The following is a 17,157-nucleotide window of genomic DNA, read 5'->3' on the forward strand; positions in this document are numbered from 1 at the left end:
CGCAAAGACCGGAGTGCCCACCATGCGTATTGGCCTGTTTGTGCCCTGTTACATTGATGCCTTCCATCCCGAGGTCGGGATCGCAACACTCCAGCTGCTTGAACGCTTCGGGCTGGATGTCGAATATCCGCGTAACCAGACCTGCTGCGGCCAGCCCATGACCAATACCGGCTGCCATGCGGAATCGGCTGCGACGGAGGCCCTGTTTGTCCGCAACTTTACCGGGTACGACTATGTCGTGGCCCCGTCGGGCAGTTGCGTGCATCATGTGCGCTGCGACATGGATGCCGTCGAACAGACCGATGACGTGCGCCAGGTACGCGCACGGACCTATGAACTGGTCGAATTCCTGCATGACATCCTGAAGGTCGATGCCTTTCCATGGGCGGAATTCCCGCACCGTGTCAGCCTGCATAACAACTGCAACGCCCTGCGCGGGCTGAACCATGCCAGCATGAGTGAACTGCGCGAACCGGCCTTTTCAAAACCGGCCGACCTGCTGGCCAGGGTGCGCGGGCTGGAATTCGTGCATATCCAGCGGCCGGATGAATGCTGCGGCTTTGGTGGTACGTTCTCGGTCTTTGAAAAGGGCGTGTCGGAAAAGATGGGGTATGACAAGGTGCGTGACCACAGCAGCGCCGGGGCGGCATATGTCGTCTCGGCCGACAGTTCGTGCATGATGCACCAGCAGGGCTGCGCGCAGCGGCTGGATATGCCGCTCAAATTCATCCACATTGCCCAGATCCTGAACGGGGCACGGGCATGAGCGGGGCACAGGGTAGCGACCTGAACCGCAATCCGCCCCGGCCCGGCAGGCTTGACCATGCCGAAGGGGCGTCCGTCCCGCTGCACTCACGCGTGCGTGAGGCCCAGCCCCGTGGGGCGGTGATAAATGGTGACCAGCCCATCAATCAGGCCGAAGCCGCCGAACGCTTCATGGCCGCCCCCGAACACGAACGCATGCATGACGCGCGCCTGTGGGACCTGCGGCAGAAGCGTGACCGGCAGATGCATGGGATTACGGAGTGGGAAGACCTGCGCAGGCTGGCATCCGAAATCAAGGAACATGCCCTGACCCATCTCGACCATTACCTTGAACAGTTCGAGACCAATGCGCGGGCCAATGGCATCCATGTCCATTGGGCGCAGGATGCGGATGAACATAATGCCATCATCCTTTCGCTGCTGCGCGATCATGGCGTCAAACGGCTGATCAAAAGCAAGTCGATGCTGACGGAGGAATGCGGCTTCCGTGATTTCATGGCTGAATCCGGGGTCGAGGTCGTGGAAACCGACCTGGGTGAGCGCATCCAGCAGCTTGATGATGAAGCGCCCAGCCACGTTGTGGTGCCTGCGGTGCACAAGCTGCGTTCGGACGTGGCGGATGTGTTTGCCCGCACGCTGGGTACGGACCCGAATGATGACGACGTGCATTACCTGACCGAACAGCAGCGTGAAAAGACGCGCCCGCTGATCCTTGATGCGCAGGCCGGGCTGACGGGTGCCAATTTCGTAGTGGCGGAAACCGGGACCTTCGTGGTGTGCACCAATGAGGGTAATGCCGACCTGTCGGCCAACACGCCGCCTTTGCAGATTGCCTCCATCGGGATCGAGAAGGTCATTCCCCGTCTGGAGGACCTGCCGGTTTTCGTGCGCCTGCTGTCACGCAGCGCGCTGGGATCGCCCATTACCCAGTACACCTCGCATTTCCGTGGCCCGAGGCGTGGGGGGGAACTGCATGTGGTGCTGGTGGATAATGGCCGTTCCGAGCGGCTGGGCATGGAACAGTTCTGGACATCGCTCAAATGCATCCGCTGTGGTGCGTGCATGAATACCTGCCCGGTGTTCCGCCGCAGCGGGGGGCTGAGCTATGGTGCCACCTATGCCGGGCCGATCGGGCTGATCATTGACCCGACCTTCAACCGCCATCGCTACAGCAGCCTGCCGTTTTCCTCCACGCTGAATGGAAGCTGCACCAATGTCTGTCCCGTAAAGATCAATATCCATGAACAGATCGCGGGCTGGCGCAGGGTGCTGGCGGAAACGCATGAACTGCCGCTGATGAAAAAGGCGATGATGCGCGAGGCCGGGCATCTGCTGTCCCATCCGGCGCTGTACCGCGCAGCCATTGCAACGGCGGACAGTGCCTTGAAGCATCTGCCGCGCTTCATGGTATACAATCGCCTGAACACATGGGGGCATGGCCGCGAAGTGCCGGCCCCACCGCGTGAGACATTCCACCAGTGGTACGCCGCAAACCGTGCTTCCGGGCAGGGAGAGCCGTCATGAGCAGCCGCGAAGACATTCTGGCCCGCGTGCGCGCGCACAAGCCGGCCCTTGCGCGTCCCTTGCCGCAGGTGCCGTACTTTGACCCACCCCCGGGCACGGACCTGACCGCGGTCTTCCGCGCGTCCTTCGTGCAGATGGGGGGCACATTGCCCGATTGTGGCGCGGCCGATCCGCTGGATGTGGTGCGCGGGATTGTCGCGGCCGTGCCCGTCAGCTGTTCGCAGGTGCCGGAGGTGCGGGGGAACCGTGCCCTGGGCGCCGATACGCTCCCGGCATCGCTGGCGGATGTCGATATTGGCGTGGTACGCGCGTCCTTTGGCGTGGCGGAAACGGGATCGGTCTGCCTGACGGAAGTGGACCTGCTGGTCAATACGCTGGGTTACCTGCCACAGCACCTGATTGTGCTGCTGGACCCCGCGCGGATTGTCAGCAACCTGCATCGTGCCTATCAGCGCCCGGAATGGCGGACGATGCATTACGCGGTCCTGCAGAGCGGCCCGTCCGCCACGGCGGATATTGAAGGGGTGCTGGTGCATGGCGCGCAGGGCGTGCGCTCCCTGCGCCTGTTTTTTGTCCCTGATCGGGCTGGCTGACCTGTCCTGACAGTGCAGTGGGGCCGGGACCGTTGCGCGGAGCCCGGCCGCGCCACCCATTATGCGTGGGGGCGCAGGTTCTGTTTCGGGTGGGCGACCACGGCATGGGTCGCGCTGGTCAGCGGGTGAGGCACGACTTCACGGGGTTTTTTCGTCTGTCGGCGGACATAATATTCCGCCAGCCCCACAAGCCCCAGCCCGGTAAAGGCGAAACAGGCGGACAGGACGGGCAACCCGCCATAGGACCAGTGGGTCTCCACGATATGGCTACCCGCCCAGGCCCCGACCGCGTTACCGAAATTGAAGGAACTCTGGTTCATGACGGCGGCGATATTGGGCGCCGCCCCCGCGCAGGCAACCACATAGGTCTGCAATGGGGCCATGGGGGCATAGATGCACACCCCCCACAGGAACAGCAGCACAAGGCAGGCCCACGGGTGCAGGCTGCCGGGCACAAGCAGTACCTGCACCACGGCCACCGTTGCCATAAGCCCGGCACATGATGGCAGCATCTTCCAGTCCGCCAGCCTGCCCCCCAGCAGGTTGCCCAGGCACAGGCCGCCCCCGATCATGAGCAGGATGCCGTCAATCGCATGCGTGCCGAAGCCGGAGCGGGTCTGCAGGAACGGAGTGATATAGGTAAACAGGGTAAACATGCTGGATGACGTGCACATCGAAACCAGCATCATGGTAATGACCAGCGGATGCAGCATGGCCCTGAACTGTGCCGATAATGGAATGGCAGGCCCGCTGGCCCTGTCCTGCGGAATCCACAGCCACATGGTGCTCCAGGCCAGCACGCCCACCGCGCAGATCAGCCAGAAGGCCATGCGCCATGATGTCATCTGCGCCACCACGGTGCCCATGGGCACGCCCAGGATCATGGCCAGCGTCAGCCCGATATAGACAAGGGACAGGGCTTCTGCCCGTCTGGCGGGGGGCACGACCTGCGCCGCCATGATGGAGGCTGCGCCATAGAACGTGCCGTGGGAGAACGATGTCAGCACACGCGCCAGCATGAGGCTGGTGTAATCCGGCGCCAGGGCGCTGCAGGCATTGCCCGCGATGAATATGCCCATTGTCAGCAGCAGCGTTGCACGGCGCGACAGGCTGTTGGTCAGGATGGCGACAAGCGGTGATGCGATGGTAACCCCGATGGCATAACCCGACACCAGCAGCCCCGCCTGTGCGATGGAGACATGCAGCCCTGCGGAAAGCTGTGGCAGCAGCCCCATGACAATGGTTTCCGTCGTGCCAAGGCCAAACGCCCCGATGGCAAGGGCCAGCAACGCAACAGGCAAGATATGCATCCTTGATTTACGGTAACGGCCATGCCGCCCCGCCGGAATAGGGGATGGACGCCATCGGGACCGATCGCGCCCGTTCCCAGCCGTAACCGTCGGCACGGCGGCCTGTCTGTCCGGGTGGGAATGGGTGGCTTTACCAGATTTTCCTTCCTGTTACCGCAGGTAAGTATCAGTAATATGGAAATATATTTTATGCATGGACCGGATATGGAAAGTGGCATGCATGCTGCCGCCACCTGGCCTGATGTCTGGTGATGGCATCCGGTGCGGGTCGTGCACCACGCACCGTACCGCCTTCGGGTCTTCCGTCCGCCTGGCCATTGGTAGAAAACGGTCGGAAAGTGGTGGGGCTGTGCTGAGGGGCAGGCTGAATCTTGTCAATTCCGGCAAGGGGCGGCATTATCTGTTTTCAATGTATGACTATGCCACCAACGCAACGATGCGGCGTGAGTGGAAAGTGCCTTTCGGGTTCCCGTCTGTGATTATGGCTACATGCTTCATTGATTTCCAGGATCAGGATGGAAGACACGAAAGAGGCCGGACTGTAAGATTTTCATATATGGATAGCTGAAAGGATTCAGGAAGAATTGCCCAGGCGCCCTGTTTCCTGTGAAGAATTCATGAATTATTATTGAATTCGAATATTTTCAATGGGTATTTTTTTGTTTTATTTGTATTTGCGGGGGGCGATTGATGACAACACGTAGGAATTTCCTGAAGTATGCTCTCATGTCCGGTGCGGCGGCTTCCGCCGCGCGGCTGCCGGCTTCCATCTCCCGCGCTTTCGCCATTGCGCCGGAAATGGGGTCCACATGGCGGGACGCCGAACATGTCGTGATCCTGATGCAGGAAAACCGTTCTTTTGACCATGTTTTCGGTACCCTGCAGGGTGTGCGTGGCTTTCATGACCCGCGTGCCATGCGCCTGCCCGACGGGAACCCGGTTTTTGCCCAGGGCAGCCGGTCCGGTGAAACCTACCTGCCCTGGCGGCTCAATATCCATGATACCCGTGTGACATGGATGGGATCAGTCCCGCATTCGCGTGACAGTCAGGTTGATGCCTGGAACGGTGGCGGCCATGATGGATGGATCGACGCCAAGAAGTCATACCATAAGGATTATGCGCATTATCCGCTGACCATGGGCCATTACACGCGTGAGGATCTTCCTTTTTACTACGCGCTGGCTGATGCCTTTACCGTATGTGACCAGAATTACTGTGGCGCCATGACCAGTACAACGCCCAACAGGCTGATGTTCTGGACCGGTACCGTGCGGGACCGGCAGGACCCCGCATCCAGGGTTTACATGCGCAATGGTGAGATACTGGAAGGGGGAATGAACTGGACCACATTCCCCGAGCGTCTGGAACAGGCTGGTGTTTCATGGAAATTCTACCAGAACGAACTGTCACAGACTGGTGGCATGAGCCGCGATGAACGGGCATGGCTGTCCAATTTCGGCTGTAATGTCCTGGAATGCTTTGACCGGTACCACATCACGGCCAATCCCGGTTTTGGTACATGGCTGGAAGAGCGTATCAGTGAATGCCAGAATCATATCGACCGGCTGAACAGTCATGAACTGCTGGTTTCCCAGACCCATGCGGAACAACTGGCCGAAGCGCATGCCCTGCTGGCCGTACTGATGCGCCGGCGGGCATCGGCAGGTGAAACACCGGAGGAACTGACCCCGGCGGAACGCAGCCTGTTTGAAAAGGCCTTTGTCACCAACAGGGGGGACCAGCATTACCGCAAGCTGGAAAAACTCAAATTTCATGATGGCAGGAAGACCATCCATATGAAGGCCCCACGCGGCGATATCCTTCATCAGTTCAGGAAGGATGTAAAAACGGGCAGGCTGCCCACGGTGTCATGGCTGGCCGCGCCCGAACATTTCTCCGACCATCCGACCTCGCCCTGGTATGGCGCATGGTACGTTTCGGAAATCATGGATATCCTGACCGACAATCCCGAGGTGTGGAAAAAAACGATCTTCATCATGACCTATGATGAAAATGATGGCTATTTCGATCATTGCTGTTCCTATGCCGCGCCCGATCCCAGGCGGCCGGAAACCGGTTGTTCCTCCCGCAGTATTGGCCAGCCGGGGCTGGAATATACGACAGCGCAGGATGAAACGGATCGGGGTGTGCCGGAACATCTGGCACGCAGTGGCCCGATCGGGCTGGGTTTTCGCGTGCCGATGATCGTCGCCTCCCCATGGAGCCGTGGGGGATGGGTCAATTCCCAACTGTTTGAACATACGTCCACGCTGCGTTTCCTTGAAGCTTTCGTGCAGGACAAATTCGGCAAGGATGTTACCGAGCACAATATTTCCCCGTGGCGTCGCGCGATCAGCGGTGACCTGACTTCATGCTTCCGCCCCTATGACGGGACCGTACCCCGCCTGCCTTTTCTTGGGCGCGATGCCTACCTGCGCACCATTGAAAAGACACGTGACCGGCCGCTGCCCGGCGGGTTCAGTGCGCTGGATGTAACCCAGGTCGCGGCCTTGCGGAACGATCCGGCAGGGCTGCGCGCCGTCCTGACGCAGGAAGCGGGCACGCGCCCCGCCTGTGCCCTGCCTTATGAACCATACTGCGATGGCGGCCTGTCGGGAGATGGCAGGCGGGTGGCCATTCGCCTGCGTGCCGGCAACACCCGTTTCGGCGCCCGTGCGGCGGGTGTGCCGTTCAACATCTACCGCCATGGCACGGGTGCTGGCGGTGGCATGCAGGCTGGCACCTATGCCGTGGCGGCCGGAGATGTGCTGGACACGGCCTTTGCCCGCACACATTCCGCCAGTGGCCGGTATGATGTGGATGTGCATGCGCCCAATGGTTTTTACCGGCGCTACAGGGGGATGTACGGCGGCCTGCGGTTACAGGTGGAATGCCGTTATCTCTGCGGGCCGGGGCAGGATCTGGTCGTGCGCGTAAGCAACCATGGTGCCAGGGCCGCTGGCCTGACCTGCACGCTGGCCCTGTCGGGTATGGCACGGTCCGTGCAGGTGGCGCCGGGCCATGTGGCTGAACTCCCATTCGATCTGGCGCTGGGCCTGCTATGGTATGATATTTCCCTGACCTGCGCGCATGAGCCGGAATTCCTCTACCAGTTTGCCGGGCGGATCGAGACCGGGCAGCCGGGGCGGACGGACCCGGTCATGGGGGGCGTGCCGTCTGCCGGATCAGGGCCGCGGCCCGCAGCGTAAGGGCCCGTGATATGCGTCGCGCCCATGGGGGGGCAGCCGCCAGCCATGGCCAGGGTCGTGCCGTCCGGGCGGGGCGTGTGCCTGGCGGGGCGTGTGATGTCGCGGGCGTCAGACGGGCTTGAGGATCTGGCTCAGGATGGTGGTGCTGGCCGGTTCACGGTGGAAATCGAGACAGCTTTCGATCCCTTCCAGATGACGGGCCATGAGCGCGGAGGCTTTCGCGTGCTTTTCCGCCAGCAATAGGTCCAGCAGGTCATTATGGTCGGATGACAGGCAGCATGTCGTGTTGTGGCGCTCATACAATGTGATGATGAGTGACATGCGCAGGATCAGTTCCTCGATAATGTTCTTGATGACCGTATTGCCCAGCTCCTCGATCAGGGTCAGATGAAACTGCCCGGATGTGTGGATCATGGCCGCCGCATCGTGGTCGGCATGGGCCTTTGCTTCCTGCGCCATGATCTTGCGCAGGCGCTCCGCGCCTTCGGCTGACAGGCTGCGATGGGGGTTGGCAAGCAGGCTGACCTCGATCAGCCGGCGGCTGGCCAGTACGTCACGGGCTTCCTGGGGGGAGGGACGGCTGACGAACGCGCCCCGCCCCGGTTCCAGCGTTACGATATGGTAACGCGAAAGCGAGAGCAGCACCCGACGGATCTTGGCGCGGTTGGAGCGGAAGATCTGGGCCAGTTCCTCTTCCGGCAGCTTGCTGCCCGGTGCAAGCCTGCGTTCAAGGACAGCCTTGCACAAAGCATCAGCAATGCGCGTTTCTTCCTTGGCTGTTGATCCCATGGCCCGCTCTCCCCCCCCTTGAACAGAAACGCATTCTGTTGCGGCAGTCTGGCGTTTGCGTCAAGAGCCTGAACATTGTAAACAATCATGGTTGACGTAAATGGTTTTCAAACCATACTGATCATGGACAGGTTCCCGTCCCGACCTGTTTTCAGTTCATGATTGGATGCCTGCCCGTGCCGCGCCTGCTATTGATCAACCCCAATACCGATATGGACATGACGCAACGCATGGCGGCCCATGCCCGGGCGCTTTTTGCCGGGACCGTTACGGTTCAGGCTGTAACCGCACGTTTTGGCGCACGCTACATAACGGACCGGGTTTCGCTTACGATTGCAGGCCATGCAGTACTGGATGCACTGGCATGCATGCAGGAGCCATTTGACGGGGTACTGGTGGCCTGTTTTGGCGATCCGGGACGGCAGGCACTGGCCAGCATCTGTCCGGTGCCGGTCATGGGCATGGCGCAGGCTTCCATCATGCGGGCAGCCCGCCTGCCGGGCCGGTTCTCCATTGTAACGGGCGGGGCGAAATGGGAACCCATGCTGGCGGAACTGGTACAGGCCATGGGGCTGCGGGACCGTCTGGCATCCATCCGTATTCTGCCCGAAACGGGGAACGTGCTGGCCCTTGATGGGGACGGTACGTGCCGTCAGCTGGTCCAGGCCTGCAATCGGGCCGTGCATGAGGACGGCGCAAGCCGAATCGTACTGGGCGGGGCAGGGCTTGCGGGTTTTGCCCCACGTATTGCGTCGCAGGTTGTGGCCCCGGTCCTGTGTTCGTTGCGGGAAAGCCTGCTGGAAGCACAACGGCAGCTTGCGCGGCCTGCACTGTCCACCACCCCCTGTCGGGGCGGGATGGAAACGGTGGGCCTGTCACCTGAACTGCAGCATTATCTGGTATCCGGGCCCGATATCTGTGTAACCCATAATTGAAATCCAATTTTGTAAATAATATGCGTTGACTCGGATTTTGGGTGCATATTATTCTCTATCCGTAACGAGACATATTGCTCTCAAGTATCATTTCCCGCCGTAATCCCGCCTGCCGTACGGGATAGACAATAAGGACACCCGCGATGTGCCTTGACGGAAAAAGTCCGACCGGATCATATTGTTTCATACATGACATGCGCACATGCCCGCTGCCCGCCCCGCAATCCGGTTTCCGGCTTCTTCTGCTGCTGACAGGCGCGCTGGCGCTGGGTGCGCCGCGCGGGGTGGCCCTTGCGCGCACGGTGGCGGGGCATGACGCCCATTCGCGCGCCACCACTCCCCGGCCGCAGGATACGGCCACCACGCCACCACGCGGCATACGCGCCACGGGCGCGGCCGAACAGATCCATGTAGGGGCTGCGATCGTTCATTCCGCCGATGGCGTGACCGGGCGTGCCCCCGGCGGCGGCCTGATCCAGAAGCAGACAGCCCCCAAGGCCCGCAGCACCGTCACCCCTGACTATATCATGAAACAGTCCCCGGCACAGAACGCCTATAATGCGGTCAAGCTGCTACCGGGTATCGTGGTGGCGAATACAGATCCCGCCGGGCATGAAAAATCCGCCCTGAGCATGCGTGGCCTGACACAGGACCAGATCGCGAATGTGTGGGAAGGCATGCCGCTTAGCAGTATTGGCGGCTATAACCTTGATGTGGCATGGGTAACCGATAGCGAAAATATTGGCAGTGTATCCGTGCAGCCCGGTTCGTCCAACCTTGATACGCCCGCCATTAACGGTTCGGGGGGGATGTTCGAGTTCAAGACCCGCGATCCATCCAAGAAATTCGGCGGCCTGGGTGATGTCGGTGTGGGTAACCGTGACTACACGCGCCAGTTCCTGCGCGTGGATACGGGAGAGTGGGGCAAGACGGGCATCCGTTCCTACATTTCGTTCTCCAACCAGCATGACACGTTCTACCATGGCCCGGGCCAGGAAGATTTCAAGCATATCGACTTCAAGATCCTCAAGGAATGGGGTGATGGCAACCGGGTTTCGCTGGTTGGTGGCTTTACGCGCGGTATCATCGGCAATGAACCATACTGGGACATGACCATGGCAAGCTGGCGCCAGAAGGGGCTCAAGAACGAACTGGCAGGTTCGTACAACCTGAATGACGCTGATGGCGGCACTGATTACTGGAAGCTTAACTGGCTGCATTCCAAGACCTTCAACATCGCAGCCCCCTCGCATTTCAACTTCGGGCGGCTGGGGCTGGATGTGACGCCCTATGTCGCGGCCAACCAGAAGGTTTACGGTTCGGGTTTTGAACTGAACGATCAGGTCTATGATGGATATGGCAGCAGCCCGCAATCCATTGTCATTCCGGGCCAGCAGGCTGGACAGTCCTATGGCGTGACCGAACAGTACAGCAGCCTGAATGAAATGCGTGGCGGCGTGAACGCCAAGTTGAGTTACAAGGTCGGGCATCACCATATTTACCTGGGCTACTGGTTCGATTACGACAATTCAACCAACCTGGTTGGTTATACGGGCGTAAGCAGTGGCGGGGACCCCGCAACATCATGGGGGCGGGCGCGTGACTCGCTGCGCCTGAGCAATGGCAAGGTCTTCTATTCCCAGAATTACAGCGACATTTCCACCGTCAATGGCATCTATGCGGGGGATACGGTCACACTTCTTGACGGGCGGCTGGTGCTGGACGGCGGTATGCGCGTGACCATGATCCACCGTGATGGCACGGACAACATTCCCGGCCTGCAGCGCAAGGTCAGCGCCAATGAATTCATGCCGCTGCCCACGCTGGGTGGTCATTTCCAGCTGAACAGATACGTGCAGATCTTCGGCGGTGTCTCGACCGGAGCCAAGGCGCCACCCGACAGCGCCATGATCACGACCATCAACCCCAATACCGGGCAGATCGCCAATCAGGGTGCCACCCATATTCATGATGAATACAACATTACTGAAGAAGTGGGCGTGCGCTATACCGGGAAATATATCATCGGGTCATTTACCTACTTCCATTACAACCTGTCGCATCACCAGGTGTCCACCTCCCTGTTCCTTGGGAACGAGGCGATCGGACAGGTGATCGATGCAGGCAACCAGACCACCAACGGTTTCGATGCGGAAATCGGGACGCGGCCCATCCATCATTTCCGTCCCTATGCCTCCATGCAGTATCTTCACTCCACGATCGACAACAACATTGATGGCCTGCCGACCAAGGGCAAGATGGCGGTCAATACCCCGACCTGGGCGGCATCACTTGGCATAGATTGGGATAACGGCATATTTTTCTGGAATTATGGCCTGAACTACTTTTCAAAGCAGTATTCAACCTTCATGAATCAGGAAGCGCTGCCTTCCCTTTACACCATGAATGCAACCGTGGGCGCCCGCCTGCCGCGCAACAGCCTGGTGGGCCGTGGCCTGAGTTTTCTCAAAAGCCCGGAAATCATGCTGTGGGTCAACAACATGATCGATAGCCACGCCTATTCCGCCATCAACAGTGTCAGCCTGACCAATACGACAATCGGCAGGATTCAGGGCACCGCGCCAACCTATAACACGCTGGGCCGGTTCTCGGCGGTTGTCACGTTCCGGGCCGGGTTCTGAGCGGGCATCATGTAATGGGGCGTGCGGGCTGGTACAACCTTCACATGGCGGGTGCGCCACAGCATACTGACCGGCGGAGGTTACGCGTATGAATGTGCAGGTCCGACCGGAACCGGTTTCCCTTTCTTCCACCACACGAACAGGGGGGAACGATGACAGGCTGCGTAACCGTGACCTGCTGCCCGCGGCCATGCAGGACTGGACCTGGTATGACTATCTGTCCTTCTGGATGTCGGACGTGCATAGTGTTGGTGGCTATGTCACGGCGGGCAACCTGTTCATGCTTGGCCTGCCGGCGGGACTGGTTTTTGCGGCCCTGCTGGCTGGTGTGCTGATCGTCAATGCCCTGTGCAACCTTGTGGCGGTGCCCAGCCAGCGCACGGGCACGCCGTTCCCGGTTGTATGCCGCATGTCCTTTGGCGTGCTGGGCGCCAATATTCCCGCGCTGATCCGCGGCGTGATAGCCGTGTGCTGGTACGGCATACAGACGTGGCTGGCATCGAACGCGCTGGTGGTGCTGGCGCTGCGGCTTGCACCAGGCATGACGCCATGGGCGCAGGCTGAACGCCATGGCATGCTGGGCCTGTCCGCTGTGGGGTGGGGGGCGTTTGGCCTGTTATGGCTGGTGCAGGCCGCTATTTTCTGGCGGGGGATCGAGACGATCCGCCGGTTCATCGAACTGGCGGGGCCGGCAGTCTATGCTGTCATGATCGCGCTGGATGTGTATCTGCTCCATCGTGTGGGGTGGCGTCATTTTTCCTTTCATGTCACGGATGGCGGTGCGCCCCTGCATGGGCGCGCGCTTGTCTGGGCCAGCGTGAATGCCGTGGCGCTTGTGGTTTCCTATTTTTCGGGGCCGATGCTCAATTTTGGTGATTTTGCCCGCTACGGACGCAGCGCGGCGGATATCAGGCGTGGCAATTTCTGGGGGCTGCCGTTCAATTTCGTCGGGTTTTCAGCGCTGACGGTCTGCACCATTGCGCTGACGGCGCCAGCCTTTGGCCATGTCATGACTGATCCGGTGGAAACCGTGGCGCATATCGACAGCCTGAGTGCGGTCGTATTCGGCATGCTGACCTTCATCATTGCAACGGCGGGTATCAATATCGTGGCCAACTTCGTTTCAGCCTCGTTTGATTTTTCCAATCTTTCGCCCCGGCATATCAACCTGCGGCGTGGCGGCATGATTGCCGCCATCGGGTCCATGGCCATCATGCCATGGAAGCTGTACGGCAGTCCGCAGGTGATGCATCTGACACTTGACGTGCTGGCAACATTTATTGGCCCGTTATTTGGCATTCTGGTATGCGATTATTATATCGTGCGCCGCTGCCGGGTGGATGTGGATGCGCTTTATACAACCAGCCCGCAGGGGCGTTACTGGTATCGTAACGGGGTCAATCCGGCGGCGGTCCTGTCCCTGCTTGCCGCGGTGGTGGCAGGGGGGGCCAGTGTATTTGTGCCTGCGCTATCGGCCCTGTCCGGCTTTGCCTGGTTTACGGGGTGCCTGACCGGGGGCCTGTGCTACATCGCCTTCATGCGGCGTGCCGATCCGCTTTCCTGATGGCCCGCCAGGGCGGTATTGCCGATAGGCGGGCCAGAAAAATCTTTCTGTCCGGCCCTGGCGGACTGGGCCATGGGGGGATCATTACGGGTCGTGGCCTGCTTTCTACCATACGGTAAAACCGGCATCGACACTGACAATCGCCCCCGTCATCAGGCTGGCTGCATCAGATGCCAGGAACTGCACGACCGAGGCGACCTCATCGGGCTGGCCCACGCGGTGCATGGGCGTGCCATCCAGCCAGGCGGCGTACAGGCGTGGGTTTTCCATGCCAAAGCGGGTCAGGGTTGTCTCGATATAAGTGGGTGCCACCGCGTTCACCCTTATCCCGCGCATGGCCCATTCCGCCGCAAGCGAACGGGTATACTGGTGCACGCCGGCCTTTGATGCGTTATAGGCCGCCTGCTCCTGCGGCCGGTTGACGATCAGGCCCGACATGGACCCGATATTCACGATCGCGCCACGGCCCTGCGCCAGCATGATCCGCCCAAACGCCCGGCAGCAGCGGAAAATGCCATTAAGGTTGATATCCATCTGTTTCAGCCATTGTCCATCCGTCATGTCCTCGGCCCGGACTTCGGAAATGCAGAGTCCGGCACTGCAGACCAGGATATCGACATGCCCTTCTTCGGCGCCGATGCGCGTGGCGCAGGCATCCACCTGCGTCGTATCGGTCACGTCAAGGGCCGTGGCCGATACATCCAGCCCCTGTGCGGTCAGTTCGGTCACGGCGCGAGCCGCCAGTTCCGCATCACGATCGGCAATGATGACGCGGGCGCCAAATTCCGCCAGCGCCGTAACGCAGGCCAGGCCGATATTCCGCGCGCCGCCGGTGACAACCGCGACCCGCCCGTCAAGGCGGAGTTTTTGCGTATACATATGTCTGTATCCTGAACAGGAAAGCCGTTTTTCAGAGGTCCGAAAGCAGGGGATGGTCCGCTTCACGGGCCAGCGCCATGCCATCCGCGTCAAACAGGTGGCAGTGTTCTTCGCCTAATGTCAGGCGGATGGGGGTATCGGCACGGTCCGTATTGTCCCCGCCCGTCTGCACGACAATCATCTGTCCGTCAGTCAGGCGGACATGCAGCAGGGTTATCGCCCCCAGCCGCTCGCTAATCGTGACCATGCCCGTGATCGCCCCCTGCGGGTCAATCAGGATATGTTCGGGCCGGATGCCCAGCGTGCCCGCGGTGCCTGCTTCCGGCCCACCATGCCGCGTGGGGATGGAGACGCTGACCGCCCCCGCCTGAACCTGTGCCATCCCGTCGGGGGTAAGGGCATGAATACGCGCAGGCAGCAGGTTCATTGCGGGCGATCCCATGAAGCGTGCGACAAACAGGTTGCGTGGCCGGTGATAGAGTTCCAGCGGGGTGCCGATCTGTTCCACAACACCCCTGTTGAGCACCACGATCCTGTCGGCCATGGTCATGGCCTCCACCTGGTCGTGGGTGACATAGATCGTGGTGGCGCCCAGCCGCCGGTGCAGGCTGGCCAGTTCCACGCGCATCTGCCCGCGCAGCGCCGCATCAAGGTTGGACAGCGGTTCATCGAACAGGAAGACCCTGGGGTTGCGCACGATCGCCCGCCCGATCGCCACACGCTGCCGCTGGCCGCCCGAAAGCTGGCCCGGCCTGTGATCAAGGTAGGGATCAAGCTGCAGGATGCGCGCTACATCACCGATGCGCCGCCGCCGTTCGGCTTCGGGCATGCCGGCAAGCCGTAGCGAGAACTCCATGTTGCGGTAGACATTCATATGCGGGTACAGCGCATAGGACTGGAAAACCATCGCCACCCCGCGCCGTGCGGGATCGGTGTCGTTTACCCGCTGCCCATCGATCAGCAGGTCTCCGGCACTTATGTCCTCCAGCCCCGCGATCATGCGCAGCAGGGTGGACTTGCCACAGCCCGAAGGGCCGACAAAGACGACGAACTCCCGGTCCGTGATGGCAAGCGAGATGCCCTTGATGATTTCCTCATGCAGATAGGTCTTGCGCAGGTTGCGCAGTTCTACGGTCGCCATGGCATGTCTGTTCCTGTCGCTGCTACGCGGGGTGCGGGCCGCCTGATCCTATTTTACCGCCCCGAATGTCAGGCCGCGCACAAGCTGCTTCTGGCTGGCCCAGCCAAAGACCATGATGGGGGCGACCGCCAGCGTGGAGGCCGCGGAAAGCTTGGCGAAAAACAGCCCTTCGGGTGAGGAGAAGGAGGCAATGAACGTTGTCAGCGGTGCCGCGATGGAAGACGTCAGGTTCAGCGACCAGAACGTTTCGTTCCAGCACAGGATCAGCGACAGCAGCCCGGTCGAGGCAATGCCCGGCAGTGCCAGCGGCATCAGGACCTGCGTCACTTCCTGCCAGCGGGTTGCCCCGTCCATCCGCCCGGCTTCCAGTATGGGTACCGGCACTTCCCTGAAAAAAGTGTAGAGCATCCATACCGTAATGGGCAGGTTGGTCAGCATGTATATCACGATCAGCCCCGTCCGGCTGTCCAGCAGGCCGGTGGCGCGGGCCAGCAGGTAGATCGGCACCAGCACGCCCACCGGCGGCAGCATGCGCGTGGAGAGCATCCAAAGCAGCGTCATGCGCGTGCGGGGTCCCGGCAGGAACGCCATGGCATAGGCCGCGGGAATGGACACAAGCAGGGCCACCACGGTTGCCAGGACCGAAATCACGACGCTGTTGGTGGCGAAATGCCAGTAATCCTCCCGCGCGAAAACGTCCCGGTAGCTTGAAAGCGTCGGACTGAAGAACAGATGCGGTGGCGTGGAGATGGCATCGGGTTCGTTCTTGAAACCCGTCAGGAACATCCACAGGATGGGGAAGAACATCCACAGGGCAATGGCCCAGCCCAGGATGGTGACTACGCCCTGGCGCAGGCGTGTGCGGGTTCTTGCCATGTCAGGTCTCCAGATTGCGGGCCACGGCGCGCAGCAGGAAGGCTGCGACAATATTGGCGACGACAATGGCCACGACGCCACCTGCCGAGGCCCCGCCCACATCGAACTGCAGGAGGGCGCGCGAATAGATGAGAAACGCCAGGTTGGTCGATGCCACACCCGGGCCGCCCGCCGTGGTGACCGAGATTTCGGCAAATACCGTCAGCAGGAAAATGGTCTCGATCATGATCACGACCGTAATCGCGCGTGACAGGTGGGGCAGGGTGATGTTGATGAACTGCGCCACCATGCCCGCGCCATCCATGCGCGCGGCTTCCTTCTGTTCCGTATCCAGCGACTGGATGGCGGTCAGCAGGATCAGGACCGCAAAGGGCAGCCATTCCCACGCCACGATCATTACCAGCGTTGCCAGCGGGTAGCGTGACAGCCAGTCAATGGGTGTCAGGCCCACGGCGCGCATCATGGCGGAGTACACGCCATAGATCGGGTGCAGCATCAGGTTTTTCCACAACAGGGCGGCAACCGTGGGCATGATGAAGAAGGGCGAGATGACCAGGATGCGGGCAATGCCGCGCCCCGCGAATTCCTCGTTGTAAAGAACTGCCAGCAACGTCCCCAACCCGACCGAGATGGCCAGCACGCCACCCACAAGTATGGCGGTGTTTTCCAGCGATGTCAGGAAATCCGGGTCCGTCAGCAGGTACCAGTAATTGCTGATACCCGCGAAGCCCTGCCGGGTCGGGTCCACAAGGTTGTAGTTGCGCAGCGAATACCACAGCGTCATGAGCAGCGGTACCACCGACCATACCAGCAGCAGCATGATGGCGGGTGACTGAAGCAGGAAACCCTGCAGGCCCCGGCTGCGGGCACCGCCGCCCGCAGGGCTGGCCGTCAGGGGGGCGCGGATTGCCGCTTTGTCCATCTTCGTC

13 protein-coding genes are annotated in these 17,157 nt (G+C 60.8%); 7 read left to right on the forward strand and 6 right to left on the reverse strand.

The features are described 5' to 3' along the window. Positions 1 to 22 precede the first annotated feature (22 nt). Genes CFR78_RS12390 through CFR78_RS12400 form a run of 3 tightly spaced genes read left to right on the forward strand, consistent with a single transcriptional unit; the run spans position 23 to position 2,882 of the window. Positions 23 to 766, forward strand: coding sequence for a (Fe-S)-binding protein (locus CFR78_RS12390; RefSeq protein WP_110581200.1), 744 nt, complete (start codon positions 23 to 25; stop codon positions 764 to 766). Then, positions 763 to 2,289 (forward strand): lactate utilization protein B, encoded by a 1,527-nt coding sequence (locus tag CFR78_RS12395; protein WP_110581201.1) that lies wholly within the window; start codon positions 763 to 765, stop codon positions 2,287 to 2,289. The genes CFR78_RS12390 and CFR78_RS12395 overlap by 4 nt, the downstream gene beginning before the upstream one ends. Further along, positions 2,286 to 2,882 carry a LutC/YkgG family protein gene (locus tag CFR78_RS12400; protein ID WP_110581202.1) on the forward strand — a complete coding sequence of 199 codons (597 nt, stop codon included), beginning with the start codon at positions 2,286 to 2,288 and terminating at the stop codon, positions 2,880 to 2,882. Before CFR78_RS12395 ends, CFR78_RS12400 begins: the two co-directional genes overlap by 4 nt. A gap of 59 nt (positions 2,883 to 2,941) precedes the next feature. Here the strand turns inward: CFR78_RS12400 and CFR78_RS12405 are convergent, their stop codons facing one another. Next, positions 2,942 to 4,192, reverse strand: a complete 1,251-nt coding sequence (locus CFR78_RS12405; RefSeq protein WP_007397997.1) for an MFS transporter — start codon at positions 4,190 to 4,192, stop codon at positions 2,942 to 2,944. A gap of 690 nt (positions 4,193 to 4,882) precedes the next feature. Here CFR78_RS12405 and CFR78_RS12410 point away from each other — a divergent pair. Then, entirely contained in the window at positions 4,883 to 7,402 is a 2,520-nt protein-coding gene (locus CFR78_RS12410) for a phosphocholine-specific phospholipase C (RefSeq protein WP_050800620.1), read from the forward strand. A 108-nt stretch (positions 7,403 to 7,510) separates the two neighbouring features. Here the strand turns inward: CFR78_RS12410 and CFR78_RS12415 are convergent, their stop codons facing one another. Continuing rightward, the gene (locus tag CFR78_RS12415; RefSeq protein ID WP_007398002.1) at positions 7,511 to 8,191 is read right to left on the reverse strand and encodes a GntR family transcriptional regulator; all 681 of its coding nucleotides are present in this window, start codon (positions 8,189 to 8,191) and stop codon (positions 7,511 to 7,513) included. 158 nt (positions 8,192 to 8,349) lie between these two features. Here CFR78_RS12415 and CFR78_RS12420 point away from each other — a divergent pair, with 158 nt between their 5' ends. From CFR78_RS12420 to CFR78_RS12430, 3 genes are all read left to right on the forward strand, one after another. Then, positions 8,350 to 9,126 carry an aspartate/glutamate racemase family protein gene (locus tag CFR78_RS12420; protein ID WP_110581203.1) on the forward strand — a complete coding sequence of 259 codons (777 nt, stop codon included), beginning with the start codon at positions 8,350 to 8,352 and terminating at the stop codon, positions 9,124 to 9,126. Between the two features lie 194 nt (positions 9,127 to 9,320). Then, entirely contained in the window at positions 9,321 to 11,768 is a 2,448-nt protein-coding gene (locus CFR78_RS12425; RefSeq protein ID WP_258366108.1) for a TonB-dependent receptor, read from the forward strand. Positions 11,769 to 11,856: 88 nt separating this feature from the next. Continuing rightward, positions 11,857 to 13,332, forward strand: coding sequence for an NCS1 family nucleobase:cation symporter-1 (locus tag CFR78_RS12430; protein ID WP_007398005.1), 1,476 nt, complete (start codon positions 11,857 to 11,859; stop codon positions 13,330 to 13,332). 105 nt (positions 13,333 to 13,437) lie between these two features. On the opposite strand, the gene CFR78_RS12435 is transcribed toward CFR78_RS12430, so the two are convergent. Genes CFR78_RS12435 through CFR78_RS12450 form a run of 4 tightly spaced genes read right to left on the reverse strand, consistent with a single transcriptional unit; the run spans position 13,438 to position 17,150 of the window. Further along, positions 13,438 to 14,211 carry an SDR family NAD(P)-dependent oxidoreductase gene (locus tag CFR78_RS12435; RefSeq protein WP_007398007.1) on the reverse strand — a complete coding sequence of 258 codons (774 nt, stop codon included), beginning with the start codon at positions 14,209 to 14,211 and terminating at the stop codon, positions 13,438 to 13,440. 31 nt (positions 14,212 to 14,242) lie between these two features. Continuing rightward, a complete protein-coding gene (locus tag CFR78_RS12440) occupies positions 14,243 to 15,352 on the reverse strand; it encodes an ABC transporter ATP-binding protein (protein ID WP_007398008.1) in 1,110 nt (369 codons plus the stop codon). 48 nt (positions 15,353 to 15,400) lie between these two features. Continuing rightward, positions 15,401 to 16,228, reverse strand: coding sequence for a carbohydrate ABC transporter permease (locus tag CFR78_RS12445; protein ID WP_007398009.1), 828 nt, complete (start codon positions 16,226 to 16,228; stop codon positions 15,401 to 15,403). 1 nt (position 16,229) lies between these two features. After that, complete coding sequence (locus CFR78_RS12450) at positions 16,230 to 17,150, reverse strand: carbohydrate ABC transporter permease (protein WP_258366109.1); 921 nt, start codon at positions 17,148 to 17,150, stop codon at positions 16,230 to 16,232. Positions 17,151 to 17,157 lie beyond the last annotated feature (7 nt).

Source organism: Komagataeibacter rhaeticus (assembly GCF_003207855.1).
GTDB lineage: Bacteria > Pseudomonadota > Alphaproteobacteria > Acetobacterales > Acetobacteraceae > Komagataeibacter > Komagataeibacter rhaeticus.

Excerpts from the sequence above, each read along its gene's own strand:
- CFR78_RS12390 (WP_110581200.1), top strand. The coding sequence starts at position 23 with ATGCGTATTGGCCTGTTTGTGCCCTGTTACATTGATGCCTTCCATCCC.
- CFR78_RS12395 (WP_110581201.1), top strand. The coding sequence starts at position 763 with ATGAGCGGGGCACAGGGTAGCGACCTGAACCGCAATCCGCCCCGGCCC.
- CFR78_RS12400 (WP_110581202.1), top strand. The coding sequence starts at position 2,286 with ATGAGCAGCCGCGAAGACATTCTGGCCCGCGTGCGCGCGCACAAGCCG.
- CFR78_RS12405 (WP_007397997.1), bottom strand. The coding sequence starts at position 4,192 with ATGCATATCTTGCCTGTTGCGTTGCTGGCCCTTGCCATCGGGGCGTTT.
- CFR78_RS12410 (WP_050800620.1), top strand. The coding sequence starts at position 4,883 with ATGACAACACGTAGGAATTTCCTGAAGTATGCTCTCATGTCCGGTGCG.
- CFR78_RS12415 (WP_007398002.1), bottom strand. The coding sequence starts at position 8,191 with ATGGGATCAACAGCCAAGGAAGAAACGCGCATTGCTGATGCTTTGTGC.
- CFR78_RS12420 (WP_110581203.1), top strand. The coding sequence starts at position 8,350 with ATGATTGGATGCCTGCCCGTGCCGCGCCTGCTATTGATCAACCCCAAT.
- CFR78_RS12425 (WP_258366108.1), top strand. The coding sequence starts at position 9,321 with ATGCGCACATGCCCGCTGCCCGCCCCGCAATCCGGTTTCCGGCTTCTT.
- CFR78_RS12430 (WP_007398005.1), top strand. The coding sequence starts at position 11,857 with ATGAATGTGCAGGTCCGACCGGAACCGGTTTCCCTTTCTTCCACCACA.
- CFR78_RS12435 (WP_007398007.1), bottom strand. The coding sequence starts at position 14,211 with ATGTATACGCAAAAACTCCGCCTTGACGGGCGGGTCGCGGTTGTCACC.
- CFR78_RS12440 (WP_007398008.1), bottom strand. The coding sequence starts at position 15,352 with ATGGCGACCGTAGAACTGCGCAACCTGCGCAAGACCTATCTGCATGAG.
- CFR78_RS12445 (WP_007398009.1), bottom strand. The coding sequence starts at position 16,228 with ATGGCAAGAACCCGCACACGCCTGCGCCAGGGCGTAGTCACCATCCTG.
- CFR78_RS12450 (WP_258366109.1), bottom strand. The coding sequence starts at position 17,150 with ATGGACAAAGCGGCAATCCGCGCCCCCCTGACGGCCAGCCCTGCGGGC.